The sequence below is a fragment of the Salinibacter pepae genome (assembly GCF_947077775.1).
GTDB lineage: Bacteria > Bacteroidota > Rhodothermia > Rhodothermales > Salinibacteraceae > Salinibacter > Salinibacter pepae.
On record NZ_CAMTTE010000001.1, the window covers coordinates 2,365,712 to 2,381,270 of the forward strand.

General features: G+C 64.0%; 9 protein-coding genes. 7 read left to right on the top strand and 2 right to left on the bottom strand.

The features are described 5' to 3' along the window. Nucleotides 1–131: 131 nt before the first annotated feature. Nucleotides 132–3,560 carry a sensor histidine kinase gene (locus tag OJA40_RS09885; protein ID WP_263810533.1) on the top strand — a complete coding sequence of 1,143 codons (3,429 nt, stop codon included), beginning with the start codon at nt 132–134 and terminating at the stop codon, nt 3,558–3,560. A 385-nt stretch (nt 3,561–3,945) separates the two neighbouring features. Then, nucleotides 3,946–4,137 carry a hypothetical protein gene (locus tag OJA40_RS09890; RefSeq protein WP_208426431.1) on the top strand — a complete coding sequence of 64 codons (192 nt, stop codon included), beginning with the start codon at nt 3,946–3,948 and terminating at the stop codon, nt 4,135–4,137. Between the two features lie 61 nt (nt 4,138–4,198). Here OJA40_RS09890 and OJA40_RS09895 read toward each other — a convergent pair whose 3' ends face one another. Next, nucleotides 4,199–5,818, bottom strand: coding sequence for a sodium:solute symporter (locus OJA40_RS09895; RefSeq protein WP_263810534.1), 1,620 nt, complete (start codon nt 5,816–5,818; stop codon nt 4,199–4,201). Between the two features lie 434 nt (nt 5,819–6,252). On the opposite strand from OJA40_RS09895, the gene OJA40_RS09900 reads away from it, so the two are divergent. The 3 genes from OJA40_RS09900 (at nt 6,253) to OJA40_RS09910 (ending at nt 12,186) form a co-directional block, all read left to right on the top strand. Continuing rightward, nucleotides 6,253–7,335 carry a LacI family DNA-binding transcriptional regulator gene (locus OJA40_RS09900; RefSeq protein ID WP_263810536.1) on the top strand — a complete coding sequence of 361 codons (1,083 nt, stop codon included), beginning with the start codon at nt 6,253–6,255 and terminating at the stop codon, nt 7,333–7,335. A 187-nt stretch (nt 7,336–7,522) separates the two neighbouring features. Next, the gene (locus OJA40_RS09905) at nt 7,523–10,543 is read left to right on the top strand and encodes a SusC/RagA family TonB-linked outer membrane protein (RefSeq protein ID WP_263810539.1); all 3,021 of its coding nucleotides are present in this window, start codon (nt 7,523–7,525) and stop codon (nt 10,541–10,543) included. Nucleotides 10,544–10,956: 413 nt separating this feature from the next. Then, nucleotides 10,957–12,186, top strand: a complete 1,230-nt coding sequence (locus OJA40_RS09910) for a RagB/SusD family nutrient uptake outer membrane protein (protein ID WP_480918972.1) — start codon at nt 10,957–10,959, stop codon at nt 12,184–12,186. Nucleotides 12,187–12,571: 385 nt separating this feature from the next. Here OJA40_RS09910 and OJA40_RS09915 read toward each other — a convergent pair whose 3' ends face one another. Next, nucleotides 12,572–13,027: a hypothetical protein gene (locus tag OJA40_RS09915; RefSeq protein WP_208426435.1), complete on the bottom strand. Its 456-nt coding sequence runs from the start codon at nt 13,025–13,027 to the stop codon at nt 12,572–12,574. Nucleotides 13,028–13,212: 185 nt separating this feature from the next. On the opposite strand from OJA40_RS09915, the gene OJA40_RS09920 reads away from it, so the two are divergent. After that, nucleotides 13,213–13,920, top strand: coding sequence for a 5-formyltetrahydrofolate cyclo-ligase (locus tag OJA40_RS09920; RefSeq protein ID WP_208426436.1), 708 nt, complete (start codon nt 13,213–13,215; stop codon nt 13,918–13,920). Between the two features lie 136 nt (nt 13,921–14,056). Further along, on the top strand, nt 14,057–15,319 hold the full coding sequence (locus tag OJA40_RS09925) for an MFS transporter (RefSeq protein WP_263810541.1): 1,263 nt from the start codon (nt 14,057–14,059) through the stop codon (nt 15,317–15,319). The last annotated feature ends 240 nt before the right edge of the window (nt 15,320–15,559 follow it).

A 15,559-nucleotide genomic window follows, 5' to 3' on the forward strand; every position in this document is an offset into this window, starting at 1 on the left:
GTACACGGTTTTTGGGCCTGCACAGAAGGGACTTCGATCTCGGTTTTTGAATGCCGGGTGAGTTGAACCTTCTATGAAGGAAGGTGTTGAGAGAAAAACAAAGCTGGTTCCCCGGTCCGAGTAGGTACGCCATGAGCAACGCCTCGTCCTCAGGGTCAGAGCAAGGCGCGGAGGCCCCCATCTTCAGGATGAATGAGATGGAGCAGCAGCTGGATGTTCTCCGCCGTCACGACGTGTTCGAGGGCCGGTTGGAGGGGGCCTTCGACCGGATGACCCGGATCGCCGCCGATCTCTTCGACGCGGAGGCAGCGTTTGTGGTCTTCCTGAACAGCAGCCAGCAGTGGCTTAGGGACCGTGTGGGCCTTGGGCGGTCGGCGTGCCGCGCCGTGGCGTCCTGGTGCACCCGGGTGGTCGAGGAGGGCAATCTCCTCGTGGTGGACCGCACCCGAACGGATACGGCCTCGGACGCGCAAACCCAGGAGGGGGAGCCGGGCTTTTACGCCGGGGTTCCGGTGCGCGTCGCGGCCGGGACGTGCATCGGGGTGTGTGCGATCGTCGATTCCACCCCGCGGTCGTTTGCCGACTCCCAGAAACGTCGGCTCGGCGACGTGGGCCAGATGATCAGCGAGAAGCTGGAGCGTCGTCGCCAGGCCTCTTCGAAGAGGCGTCTTGCCCGGGAGCGGAAGGAAATGTCCCACCGGTTTCAGGCCATTCTCGAGGATCCCAATATGATGGTGGGGGCCCTCGACGTTGACGGAACGCTTGTGGATGCCAACGAGACGGCCCTTCGCTACATTGAGGAGGATCGGGAGTCGGTTGTCGGGAGGCCGATCTGGGAGACTCCCTGGTGGGAAGAGGAGGATCGAGACGCCGTCCGCCAGTGGGTTCAGCGCGCCGCCGAGGGGGAATATATGACGTACGAGGCCACGTCAACCGACGCGCACGGCCGATTCTACCAGGTAGAGGGAACGATTCGACCTGTGACGGGGAGAGAGGATAGAGGCGACGAGCGGGTGGAAGCGCTTGTCGTCTCGGCCCGCGACGTCACCGAGCGAGAACGAAGCCGGGAGACACTCGAGCTGTATCGGGAATATACCGATCGCCTTCTCGACGACATCGACGATGTCTTCTTTGTTCTCGATGAGAAGGCCCGGCCCCAGCGGTGGAATCAGCGTGCATCCGAGGTAACCGGCTACTCGGACGCGGACATTGCGGCAATGAGCGCCCTCGATTTTGTGCCGACAAGCGAGCAGGACCGACTGGCGGGCAAGATTAGCAAGGCCCTTTCGGCCGACAGCCTGCAGATTGAGATTCCGCTTCTGCGTAAGGACGGAACGACAGTGCTCTACGAGTTTGTGGGCGGTTCTCTCGAGCATCCGGAGGGGGGACGACGGATTGCGGCCATTGGTCGAGACATCAGTGAGCGAAAAAAGCGAGAGCGTCGGCTCCGACAGACCGAAACGCTGTTTCAGAACGCGCAGGAGCCTCTCTTTCTTCTCGATGTGCAAGAGAAGGGGGAAAGGCTTCGCCTCAGTCGCGTTAATCCGGCCTACGAGGAAAAATTTGGACGCATGGCGGAGAGCGTCCGTGGGCGGTCCCCCGAAGACATCTACGGGGCAAAGTTTGGGGGCTTTATGGAAGAGAAGTGTGCGGAGTGCGTCCGTCGGGGCGAGGCACTGCAGTACGAAGAAAAAATTCCCCTCGACGGGGCGATCACGTACTGGAAGACGCGCATCGCGCCGGTGACGGTGGGGGGCGACGTGCAGCAGATCGTGGGGCACGCGACCAACATAACCGATCAAAAGCGGCGTGAACGGGCCCTCCGCGAGCGACAAGAGAAGATCGAGGCCCTGTACAAGACGGCCGATCGTCTCATCCGGGCCCCCAGCAGGGAGGCGGTCGGCAGGGTGCTCGTCCGGCTCATTCGGACGGCCCTCGGCTACCAGGCCGTGGCGGTGCGCTTTGTTCAGGATGAACAACTGGTGGTGACCGAGGTGTCCGAGACAAACTTCGAGTTCATGCCCGAGCGCCCAGACTTCCGTGTGGACGGGGACAGCCCCATTGCCGAGGTGTATCGATCCGGCCAGACACTTGTGATCGGGGATGTGGAGGAAGACATCGACGACGAAGAGGATTGGGGTTCTCCCCCAGACTACTACGGCACCCCCGGGTCCGGGGTCGTGGTGCCGGTGGGGAGGCACGGCACCCTCGCGGTGGCCTCTCAGAAGCCGCAGGCAATCGGGCCGTTCGACCGGCACCTGATCGAGGTGCTCGGGAGCTACGCGGCGGTGGTGCTCGATCAACTTGGACACGAGCAGAGCCTCCAGGAGCGACAGGAAAAGATCGAGGCCCTCTACGAGGCCACCCAGCGCCTGCTTACCGCCGAGGAATTCGAATCGGTGTCCACCCGCATCCACGAGTTGCTCGAAGACATCTTCGACTACCCCCTCCAGAACACGGGGTTCGTAGACGGCGACAGCATTGTCCCGGACCAGACCGCGGCCGAACATGCAGTGGGCGTGCCCTCCCCGGAGCGCCGGTCGACGGACGGAGACAGTCTCTCCGCCCAGGCCTTGCGGGCCGGCGATACGGTCGTGATCGACGATGCGGGCTCCCTGGACAACGATGTGGAGTACGGGGCGCTCCGCACCGCCGCGGCGGTGCCCATCGGGGACTGGGGCGTTGTCGTCATCGGCAAAACAGAAGTGGAGGCCTTCAGTCCATTCAATCTCCGCCTGATCGAGGTGCTGTCGGGCTACGCCGCCCTTGTGCTCAACCGGCTGGACCGGGAGGCAACCCTCCGCGACGCGAAGGAGGAGGCCGAAGAGGCAAGCCGGATGAAGTCGGCCCTGCTCGCAAACATGAGCCATGAGATCCGAACGCCCCTCACCTCCATCATCGGGTTTGCCGAGGTGGCCGGCACCGAGGCCAGCACACTCGACCTGCCGACGGACAGCCCGCTGCCCGACTGTGCCGACCGGATTGAACGAGGGGGGAAGCGACTTCTCGATACCCTTGAAGGGGTGCTCAACCTCTCGAAGTTGGAGGCGGGGCAGATGGAGCTGAACGCCGAACCGGTGCCCTTGATCTCGGAGGTCCAGCGGGTCGCCGAAGAGCTTCAGCCAAAGGCCCGGGAGAAGAAAATCGACCTTCGGTTGGAGACGGAAAGCGCGTGGGCGAAGGCCGATGAGGGAGGCGTGCAAATTATCGCGCGAAACCTGCTTTCCAACGCGATCAAGTACACCGAGGCCGATGGAACCGTCTGGGTTCGGAGCTACAGGGCGGACGGCCGTGCGGTGCTGGAAGTGGAAGACACCGGCATCGGGATGGCGCCGGAAGCGGTCGACAATCTTTTTGAGCCGTTCCGACAGGCGTCCGAAGGGTTTGGCCGCGAGTATGAGGGGACGGGCGTGGGACTGGCGGTCACGAAGAGGGCGGCCGAAGAGATGGACGGGAGTGTCGACGTCGACACCGAGGAGGGAGAAGGCAGCCGATTCACGGTGCGGCTTCCGACGGCCGGAGAGAACGAACCGAGTGAGAATGGAGAGCAGACGCACTGACCGTCAGGGCCCCGTCGTGTGTCCGCGTCGGCCGATGGGGCCGAGAAATCCGGCTTGTCCTTCCGCGACGGGTGGGACCCTCGACTGACAGGTCCCTTGACTCGCGAGGCGTCTCCTGCATGAGAGGGGCCTCGCCACTTCGCCCGGCCCGTCGCCGGAGGGCCCCTTTTGCCCCGGCCACTTTGTCCCGGCACCCAGAACCGCCCGGACGGACCGCCCCATGCTCCTTCTGAAAATTAATGTTGTGTAATCGAAAGCGCTTGCGGCAGAACGACGGCGGGCACTTGGGGGGGTTGGACCCGGCACTGACTGGCAGGGACGAGCCGCCACGGCGGGGCGGTCGTCCCCCCGAAAGAATGCTTCTCACCATCAGAGGGCACGCCCCATGACACTTCTCCGGCGCCTGCGCGACGCGTGGCTCCGACACGCCGTGGCCGCTCACGTCACCGAGCACGACGGAGACTGTCCGCACTGCCGCACGCGGACGATGTGGACGGTCCGCGTCCTCGACGGCTACGTCCGTTGCCAGGCGTGCGGACACAGCCCACTTCACCGAAACGGCTCCGTGCCGACGTGAGGGGCGACCGTATCTTGTGGCCTGCGGCCCGCCTCAGACGCGGACAGGACGGCGGCGGGCGTTACCAGAAAACGACCAGCATCACCGCCGTGAGGGCGAGCACCGTGGCCGCGTGGGCCCGGTAGTTCTTGTACCAGGCCACTGCGGGGCCGGTCTCCAGCACCCGATTCGCCCAGGTCAGGTCGTCGATCTCCTCCTCGGCCGGGGGGGACCCCAGTGTCAGCGAGAAGGCGACGAGCATTCCGAGGCAGAGCGCCGTGAGGATGCCGGCGATGATCGTAAAGTGGAGGTCGATCGGCGCGTCGGCAAACAGGAGGCCGTCCTGGGCGCACAGGAAGACGCCAATCGAAAGGGCATGCCCCCCCAGCAGCGTCGCGAAGGCCCCGCTTCCGTTCGTGCGCGGCCAAAAGATCCCGAGCAGAAAGACAGCCACCACCGGTGGCACCAGGTACGAGAGGACGGACTGAATGTAGCTCCACAGGCCCGGAAACTCGCGAATCTGCGGGGCCCACACCGCCGCGAAGAGCATCAGGATGATCGTCGTAACGCGGCCAACCGTGCCGACCTGTTGAGGCGTAAGGTCCGGCCACCGGGGCTTGACGAAATCGATGGTGATGAGCGTGGAGGCCGAGTTGAGCGTCGAGTCGATGGTGGACATGATGGCGGCGATGAGGCCGGCCATGACGAGCCCCACGATGCCCACCGGCAGCAGGTCCGTCACGAGCGTGGGAAAGACCTGATCGGGGTTGCCAAGGTTCGGGTACAGCTGCAGGGCGAAGGCCCCGGGCAGCACCATGATGAAGAGGGGGAGCAACTTCAGGAGGCCGCCGAGCATGGCCCCCCATCGGGCGTTGTCCAGGTCACGCGCCCCCAGGATGCGCTGCACGATGTACTGGTTGAGGCCCCAGTAGTAGAAGCCGAGGATGGGCACGCCCACGAGCGTGCCGAGCCAGGGCAGCCCCTCGCTCCCCATCGGCCGCATGAGCGACAGGTGCCCGTCCGGCAACTGCGCCGTCGCCTGCGCCCAGGAGAAGTCGAACTCGGCAAACGTGATGCCGGCGATAAAGACAGACCCCACCAGCAGGATGACGGCCTGCAGGATGTCGGTATAGACGACAGCCGCGAGCCCGCCGGCGGCGGTGTACACGCCGGCAATGAGCGCGAGGAGGAAGCACGTCACGTAGAAGTCCATCTCCGGCCCCAGGCCCGGCAGGAGGTCGGGGAAGAACGTTTTGATGACCAGCGTGCCCGCGTAGATCCCGCCCGCCGTGTCGATGATGACGCTCGTGAAGACCGTGAGCCCCGAAAAGTACTTTCGGGAGCGCACATCGAAGCGCTTTTCCAGGTACTCCGGAATGGTCGTGAGGCCCGACCGGATAAAGAAGGGGACGAAGAAGACGGCGATGAACACGAGCACAATCCCGGCCATCCACTCGTAGTTCGACACCGCGATGCCGGTGCGGTAGGCGTCGCCGGCGAGCCCGATCAGGGTGGTGCTCGAAATGTTCGACGCGAAGAGCGAAAACCCGATGGTGCCCCACGCGAGCGTGCGCCCGGCAAGAAAGAGGTCCTCCCCACTCTCGATGCGCTGGGCCACGACGTACCCGATGATCCCGACGACGACGAAGTACCCGACAATGATGGCCAGGTCGAGGGGGGCGAGGGGAAAGTCCGGAGACATGGGGCGGAATGGGATTGGGGAGACGCCGGAGCGCTTGCAGGAAGCCGGAATGGTTTCGCGGCCGTTAATGTAAGCGGTTACGAAAAAGTAGCAAGGGCGAGGAAGGGACGCAAGATGGAGCCTCGTATGGAGGATCCGGCCGTGGGCCCAATTTTGCTTCGGGGCAGCGGGCAAGACGGGGGCAAGACCCCTCCCGCCGTGCGCGTGTTTGACTGCGTGTGTTTGACTGCGTGTGTCTGAGACGTGCCGGCACGGGGGATCCAGGTCCGGGACAAAATCCTCCCGGGCCCCCTTTGCAGGACGGCCTGAAAATGCACGCGACCTGTGTGACGCTTGCGGCATCGCAGAAGCCCATCACTTGACATTGTATTTCCTCAGTATTAGCGTGTAAGCGCTTACGCGAACAGTTTATTACATTCGCGCCCCTTCCATTCGTGTCGACGACCATTTACGACATAGCGGAACGGGCAGACGTGTCGACGGCGACAGTGTCCCGGGTCTTCAACGACGAATCCGGAGTGAGTGAAGACACGCGGCAACACGTGCTCGACGCGGCGGCGGCCCTGAACTACCGTCCCCATGCCTCGGCCCAGAACCTAGCGCGGCAGCACACGAACCAGATTGCCGTCGTGGCGCCGGTCGTGGCAAATTACTTCTACATGCACGTGATGCGGGGCATTCAACACGCCCTTGCGGACCGGGACATGGATCTCATGGTGCACGCCCCGGCGAACCCGCAGGACCGCATTCACGAGCAGCCCGATCCGGAGTCCCTCAATACCTACATGGCCCGGGCGCTCCAGCCGGGGCGAAACGACGGCATTCTTCTGCTCTCGATGCCGTTGACGGAGGAGTGGGCCAACCGACTGGCGGAGACCAGCCGGGCGGTCGTCCTGGTGGACGGCGAGCACCCCCGATTTGAGTCGTTCGCGGTGGACAGTCGGGAGGGGGGGTACAAGGCGACGCAGCACCTGATCGATAGGGGGTACGAGCGCATTGGGCACATTACCGTCGAGTACGACCCGCCCCCGGCCCGCTACCGTCGAGAAGGCTACGAGCAGGCGCTCCGGGACGACAACCGGGCGGTGCGGGACACACTGATCGCGGCGAGCGACGAGCGGCCGTTTGCGTTCTCCGAAAAAGGCGGGTACCGAGCCATGAAGGCCCTTCTTGGACGGGAGCCCCAACCGGACGCAGTGTTCGCGGCGTCGGACATGCAGGCGATGGGGGCCATGCAGGCGGTCCACGAGAACGGCCTCCGTGTGCCGGAGGATCTTGCGATCGTCGGGTTCGACGATCTCGAACTGAGCCGGTGTGCCGGCCTCACGACGCTTCGCCAACCGGCCCGTACCATGGGCGCCCGGGCAACCCGAACCCTGCTTCGACGCATCGAGGCGGACGGCGCCCCCCCGGTGTCGAGCACCGTATTCTCCCCGGAGCTCGTCGTCCGTCGGACGTGCGGGGGGCGGCCCGAGTCCGAAGCCGCGTCGCCCGGGTTCGTGCTGAGAGACCAGTGAAGGGGAGCTTCGGCATTTATAGTGAAGGGGGGGCTTCGGCATTTATTTCGAATGTAAGCGCTTTCTCAATAGAGCATTAGGGGGCATCGTGGGATGGTGGGCGACGGCCCCGGTGATGCGTGCCGGGCGGCGTTCGGCGAAGCGGCTCCCGATCCGATTCCAAATCATCGATACAGCAACCCAACCCATGCAACACCGACACTCGATCCTGACGCTCGCGCTTTTGGGGATGGCCCTCTGCGTGGGAGCGGTTCAGGCACAAGACCGGCAGACAATCAGCGGCACGGTCACCAGTGCCGACGACGCCGCGCCGCTCCCGGGGGCGAATGTGTCCGTTCCGGGGACCGCCGCCGGGACGGCCACCAACGCGCAGGGCCAGTACTCGCTGCAGGTGCCCGCCGACGCGGACTCGCTGCGCTTCTCCTTCGTCGGCTTTCGGGCGCAGACCGTGCCCGTCGCCGGGCGCACCACGATCGACGTGGCGCTCGCCCCGGCCGCCCAGCAGATCGACGAGTTGGTGGTTGTCGGGTACGGGGAGCAGGAGCAGGGCAACGTCACGGGCGTCGTGAATAAGGTCAGTAGCGAAGACTTCAACAAGGCACCCACGGTCAGTGCGGATCGGCTTCTTCAGGGAAAGGTCGCCGGGTTGAACATCAAGTCCAATTCGGGGCGACCGGGGGGCCAAACGTTTATCCGGATCCGAGGCGGAACGTCGATCAATGCTAGTAACCGTCCTCTCTTCGTGGTCGACGGAGTGCCTTTGAATGACACTCCACACAGTCCGGGCGGCCTTTCTGAGGGACGAAACCCCCTCAACTTTCTCAACCCCAATGAAATCAAGGACATTACGGTTTTGAAGGACGCCTCCGCCGCGGCCATATACGGGGCGCGTGGGGCAAATGGGGTCGTGCTGATCACCACCAAACAGGGAAGTGGTGGGCAGACACGGATCTCCTACAGCGGATCGGTGTCGTCCACCAACGCAACGGGAACCCGAGACGTCCTGGGAGCCCCCCAATACCGCGACGTGGTGGGCGAGCAGTTTCCGGACCTGACCGGTGATCTCGGCGATGCGAATACGGACTGGCAAGACGAGGTCTTCGAGCGGGCGCTCGGTCAACAGCACTCCCTAAGCTTCTCGGGGGGCTCCGAACAGGGAGACCGGTACCGAATCTCGCTTGGATATCAGAACGAAGAGGGCGTGTTGAGAACGTCCGAGACCCAGCGGGTCAATGCCTCCGTGAAGTACAACCGCCCATTTTTTGATGATCGGCTTGACCTCGACATCAACCTTCGGGGGTCGAGGACGGACGATCAGTATGCGCCGAGCGTCATTGAGACAGCCGCCACGTTCGCCCCCACACAGCCCGTCTCCGACGAGAGCAACGAGCGGACGGGATACTTTGAGTGGAGGGAATTTTCGAACGAGGCGGAGAACAACCCGGTCGCGGCAATCGATCTGTACGACGAAACGGGAGACACATACCGGAGCGTCGGAAACTTCAAGTTCACCTACGAGCCGGCTTTCGTGGACGGGATCAGCGCCGATGTGAACCTAGGGTACGACGTATCCACGGGAGAGCGGCAACGGTTCATTCCGACCAACGAACGAGGACAGGTTGAAGCCGCAAACCCTGGCCAGGTGGACCGGGCGAACTTCACTCGATTCAGTCGACTGCTGGACGCCACGCTCAACTATCAGGACGAGTTTGAGGAGCTCAGCAGTCAGATCGACGTCACGGCGGGATATTCCTATCAGGACGACCTGAACAAATTCCCGGAGATCTCGGCGTCCGGCCTATCGTCGGATCTGCTCGGGGCGAACAGCACGCTTCCGGCCTCCGAGGTCAACACTTTTGTCAGCGAAACGCCTAGTCGATTGATCTCCGGCTTCGGTCGTGTCAACTACACCCTGGCCAGCAAGTACGTGTTCACGGCCACGGTTCGGCGGGACGGGTCATCCCGGTTTAATCCGGAAAACCGATGGGGAACGTTTCCCTCTGCGGCCGTCGCCTGGCGCGTTCACAATGAGGACTTCATGGAGCCGCTCTCCGAAACGCTCACGAGACTCAAACTTCGAGGGTCGTGGGGCATCACGGGAAATCAGGAGATCGGGGACTTCCAGTACTCCCGTCTCTTCGAATTGAGCAACCAGCGGGGACGCGTCCAGTTTGGCGACGAATTTATCACGACCATCCGCCCGAGCGCCGTGGACAAGAACCTGAAGTGGGAGGAAACAACCTCCTACAACATCGGGGCGGACTACGGGCTCTTCGGGGGGCGCATCTCGGGGTCGATTGAATACTACAGGAAGGAGACCAACGACCTGCTGTTCTCAAGCATCGTTCCGGCCGGCGCGAACCTGTCGGATCAGGTGCTGACGAATGTGGGATCCGTCCGGAATACGGGGGTTGAGTTGAGTGTGGACGCCGCCGTCTACGAGACCGACGACTTCTCCTACAACGCGCGGTTCAATGCCTCGACCAATGACAACGAGCTCACGAAGCTTACAAACTTCAGCTCCGGGGTCCGAACTGGAGGAATCAGTGGGGGGGTTGGGAATCAGGTTCAAATCCTGCAGGAAGGAGAGCCCGTCAACTCCTTCTACGTGTACCGTCATAAAACGGACGAAAATGGCGATCCCCTGACCGATGACGTGGACCACAACGGGGATGGCGAGGTCAACTTGGCGGACATGTACAAAGATACGAACGGGGACGGCGAGGTCACGTCCGAAGATCGCACGGCCTACAAAAGCCCTCGGCCCGATTGGACGTTCGGGCACACGTCTCAGGTGCGGTACGACGGCTTCGATCTGAGCTTCTCCCTGCGGGCTCAACTCGGAAACCACGTGTACAACAACGTCGCGTCCAACCTGGGGACCTACAATCGCGTGGACGAATTTGCCCCCTCAAATCTCCACGAGTCGGTACTGGAGACGAACTTCAACCAGCCGCAGTACTTCTCCGACTACTACGTGGAAGACGCTTCCTTCCTGAAAATGGACAACATCACGCTCGGGTATACCTTCGACCGGATTCCCGGGGTTGATCGGCTCCGTCTGTACGGAAGTGTGAGCAATGTTTTTGTGCTGAGCGGCTACAGCGGGCCGGAGCCCGAAATTGGGGAGACCAGCGGAGTTGGGATTGATAACGATGTCTTTCCGCGAACGAGGACCTTCACGGGAGGCCTAAATGTCCAGCTCTAGGGCTCCCTCAACGCTGAACTCCTCCGTACGAAATGCCAAAAATCTACCACCCTATGTTTATTAAGCGATCGCTTCGAGCCGTTCTTTTCATCACCTTGGCCGTTGGGCTGTTGGGGTGCGATGCCGGAGTACAGCCGCGAAGTTCTGCCTCCCCAGAAACGGCGTTTCAGGATGCGTCCTCCTATCGGGCCTTTCTTGGCAAGCTGTACGGGGGGTTGGTCCTAACAGGACAAGACGGCCCCGCAGGGAATCCGGATCTGCAACTCATCGACGAGGGGTTTTCCCAGTACATCCGTGCGTATTGGCAGCTCCAAGAGCTTCCGACAGACGAGGCGGTTCTTGCTTGGGGGGATGAGGGCATCCAGCCCCTTAACAAACAGCAATGGACGCCGGCCAACCCCTTCGTTGAGGCGATGTACAACCGCATCTTCTTCCAGGCCTCGATGGTGAACGAGTTTCTCCGACAGACGACGGAGGCAAAGCTGGACGAACGGGGAGTGTCGGAGGACCTGCGTCAGCGCATCCAGCAATTCCGGGCCGAAGCACGGTTCCTGCGTGCGCTCAGCTACCGGCATGGCGTGGACCTGTTCGGCGGCATGCCCATCGTGACGGAGGAGGACGAGATTGGGCTTCAGTCGCCGACCCCGAACACGAGAGAGGAGGTCTTCAATTTCGTCGAGCAGGAGCTTCTGGCCATCGAGGATCAAATGCCGGCACCGGGTGCTGCGGAATACGGCCGCGCCGACCAGGCGGCGGTATGGATGGTCCTCTCTAAGCTGTACCTCAATGCGGAGGTGTACGTCGGCGAGCCTCACTACGAGGAGGTGATCACCTATACCGACAAGATCATTGGTTCCGAGGCCTACGAGCTCGCGGACGCGTACATGCACAACTTCAAGGCCGACAACCACACGTCGCCGGAGGTCATCTTTGCTGTTCCCCAGGACGGAGAGCAGACGCGCACGTACGGCGGCACGACGTTTCTTGGCCACGCCGCGATCGGTGGAGGAACGATGAACGCCAACGACTATGGCTTTGGCGGTGGATGGTGGGGGCTTCGTACAACCTCAAACGTCGTGAATCGATACCCGTCGGACTCCACGGACGTCGATTCGCGGGCGATTTTCTTCACGCAGGGCCAATCCAAGGAGGTTGGTAGCCTCACGAGCTTCACTGAAGGCTATGCCCTTCCGAAATATCAGAACGTCACGACCGGCGGAGAGAAGGGAGAGAACAGCACGTTCCCGGACACGGACTATCCACTGTTTCGGCTCGCGGACGCGTACTTGATGTACGCGGAGGCCGTAGCACGTGAGGCCGGCGGAAGCATGAGCAAGGCGGTTGGTCTCGTGAATGATCTGCGCGAGCGGGCCTACGGTGACCCGAGTGGGAACATTACTGCCGGTGAGCTCACCCCCGAGTTTGTTCTGGACGAGCGAGGACGAGAGCTGGTATGGGAGGGGCACCGCCGCTCCGATCTGATTCGATTCAACCAGTTCTCAGAGAATGGAACGTGGTCCGGCAAGGGGGGGAGCATCGAAGGGACCACGACGCAGGGCTTCCGCGATCTGTACCCCGTTCCGGAGTCGCAGCTTCAGGTCAACGAAAACCTGGAGCAGAATCCGGGCTACGGCGGAAGCTAATATAGCTTATTGCCGTGAACGAACGGTTCACTGTAGACGGACTCCACAAAACACAAAACAATGGGGACGGGCCGGCTTCGTGCTGGCTCGTCCCCTTTTCGTGTTGTCGCCGTGAGCAAGGCTGCCCTCCAACGGAAGCCATCTGCCCCACACCGCCCGGGCCCTACGGCAAAATCCATCGCGGAAGCGGGCGAGGCGGTTACAGTTCGACTTCCCAAAGCCCCTTCGTGGATCTCGCGATATTGCGCTCGTCCCCGACGCTCCTCTAGACTGTTGTGCTGAGGGGCTCGCGGTCGAACGGGCGGCCCCGGGCTGTCGGTCGGAACCCGAGCCCGTGCCGACCCGGCTCGGGCGCACGCCACCCCGGGCCGAGCGCGTTACAGGGCTACAGAACGGTGTCGAAGATCTGCTGCATGTCGGCGCGCATCGGGGCGGGGAAGGACAGGGATGCGTCGCCCACGTGCAGACGGGCCCCGTCCCGTTCGGCCACCGTGAGGAACGTCTTCTGCGACACGTAGACCCGGGTGGGGCCCACCTCGTCCTCGCCGGGACGACTGATGTCCTCGATGGGAAGGGCCTCGCCCCCCAAGGAGAGCCTGACGGCGTCGGCCCGGCGGATGCCGATGAGGGTGAGGGCCCAGCGGGTCCCGGTCGGGCTCTCGATGCCGACGGCCCGGGCCGACACGTCGTCGTTCAGAACGTGGGGCGTAACCGTGAGGGTCATCTTCTCCCCGGGGCTCGAGCCTTCAATCGTCTCGATGTTCGAAGACTGCGCAGCGGCCGTGGGGGCGAGAAGGGCGGCCGCCCCGGCAACCAGAAGAGCAAGCAGGCGGCGTGGCATAACGGGGCACTGGGTTGGTGGCGGAAACTCGGAACAGCTGGCGCACAACTGAGCTAAACGGGACTCTCTTATGGTGTCTTGGTTGGTTGGATCCAATTGGGTGGGGCCGTGAACGCCGCGTGGCCCGGGGCGTACGACCCGAAACAGAGCGCCCGTCTCTTCTCGCACTGAGCCTGGATGCCCCGATGGACGCGCGGTTCGACACCAAATCAGCGGCCCGGGAGGCCGTGTGGGATGCGTTGGAGGACGAGGGGATCGCGCGCTTTCCGTTTCCCCCGCACGGCCGCATCCCGAATTTTAAGGGGGCGCCCGCCGCGGCCGAGCGACTGTTCGAAGAGCCGCCCTTCACAGAGGCCCGCCGCCTCAAGGTCAACCCCGACGCGCCCCAGCGCCACGTGCGGATCGAGGCGTTGCGGCGAGGGTGTGTCGTGTTCGTGCCCACGCCGCGCCTGCGGGGCGGGTTCAAGCGGCTCGACCCTGCGTCGATTCCCGACGACGAGACCAAGCCGGCCGCAAGCCTCTCGAAGATGGACCGCTGGGCGGAGCCCGTGGCCCTCAGCGACCTCCCGCCGCTCGACGCGATCGTGACCGGCTCGGTGGCCGTGACGCCCGGCGGGCATCGCTGCGGGAAGGGCGAGGGGTACAGCGACCTCGAGTACGCGATTTTGCGGGAGCTCGGGCACGATCCGGTCCCAGTGGCGACGACGGTGCACCCCCTCCAGCGCGTCGCGTCGGTGCCGACCGACCCGTACGACCTGCCCCTCGCCCGAATCGTGACGCCGGAGGCGACGATCGATGTTGCGGATCCGCCCGCGCCGCCGACCGGCATCGACTGGACGGCCCTCTCGGCGGCGGACCTGGAGGAGATGCCGGTGCTTCGGGAGTTGAAATAGTGTGTGTTGCGTAGTGCGTATTACGTAAAAGACCCCTGCGATACGCAATACGAAATACGCAATATGAGCCCGGAAACGAGCGCCCTCGTAGGAGGTCGACTGAGCCATTCGATGACTCTACGCCCCACCGAGATCGATGAATCCCAACGACCGTTCCATTATCGCGCTCGTGACGACGGGCCACGGGCTGGTCCACACCTACGAGTTGTCGGTCCCGATCTTCATGACCGTCTGGCTCGCGGAGCTGGGGGTTGCGGAGGCGACCCTCGGGGCCGTGGTAGGGGGCGGGTATTTTTTGTTCGGGGCCGGGGCACTGCCGAGCGGCATCCTCGTGGACCGGTTTGGGTCGCGGCGGCTCATTGCGTGTGGGCTTGCGGGGATGGGGGCCGCGTTCGTGCTTTTGGGGCTCCTTCCGGGGCTGTGGGGCCTGGGGACGGCGCTGCTGGCGTGGGGGGCGGCGGCCAGCGTGTACCACCCCGCCGGGCTCGCCCTCATCAGTACGGGGGTGCGGCAGCGGGGGCGGGCCCTGGCCTACCACGGCATCGCGGGCAACGTGGGCATTGCGGGCGGCCCGCTCCTCACGGCCCTCCTCCTGCTCGCGTTCGACTGGGCGACGGTGGCGGTCCTGCTCGGCCTGCCCGGCCTCATCGCGGCGGCCGGGGCCTGGCGGGCGTCCGTCGACGAGACCGCGGCCGTGGGGCGCCACGACGCAACCGACGACGGCCCGTCGGCAACGGCCTCGGCGGAGAACGGGCGTCTCACGGCGTTGTGGCGGCAAACGCGGCACCTCTTCGCGTCGGGGTTTGCGGGGGTCTTTGTGCTCGTGGCCCTGTCGGGGCTCTACTACCGCGGGGTGCTCACCTTCCTGCCGGACCTGCTCACGCCCCTCGTGACGGTCGACCTGCCGATCGACGTGTCGGCGGGCCGGTACGTCTACGCCGGCCTCCTGGCGGTGGGCATCGCGGGGCAGTACGTGGGCGGGCGCCTGTCGGACCGGGAGGGGACGGAGTGGGTCCTCGCCGGCGCACTGGGGCTTCTGTCCCTGGTGGCCGTCGTCTTTTTGCCGGTGGCGGGAGGGGGGACCGGCGCGCTGCTCGTCGCAAGTGCGGGCCTGGGCTTCGTGCTGTTTCTGGTGCAGCCGCTTTACCAGGCCACGGTCGCCGAGTACACCCCGCCCGACACGCGTGGGCTTTCCTACGGCTACACGTATCTCGCCGTCTTTGGCATCGGGGCGGCGGGGGCCGCCCTGTCCGGGGGACTGCTGCAGCTTGCCGGCCCCCCGCTTCTCTTCGGAATCCTGGCGGGCGTCGCCCTGCTCGGGGCGGCCCTGAGCGCGTGGCTCGCCGTGCGGCGGGCCCGATGGGCCGGCCCGGAGGCGGCAACAGATCTGTCGCCGTGATGAGACCGTCCGGTGCTAAGGGGACGCCATACAACACCCCCCGCGGCGTCAGCGCCACGAAGGGCAGATCGCGGGTCGATTGCCCGGCTTGGGACCGCTTCCAAAAGAAGGTGGAAGCGGTCCCAAAAGGTAACAGTTCCTTGATCTGACAGACCCCGTCGGGGTATCATGGAAGCGCATCCATCGGACAGGCCGTCGATGCGAAGCAGTAGGTCAACCAAAATCGGACGGTCTGGAACG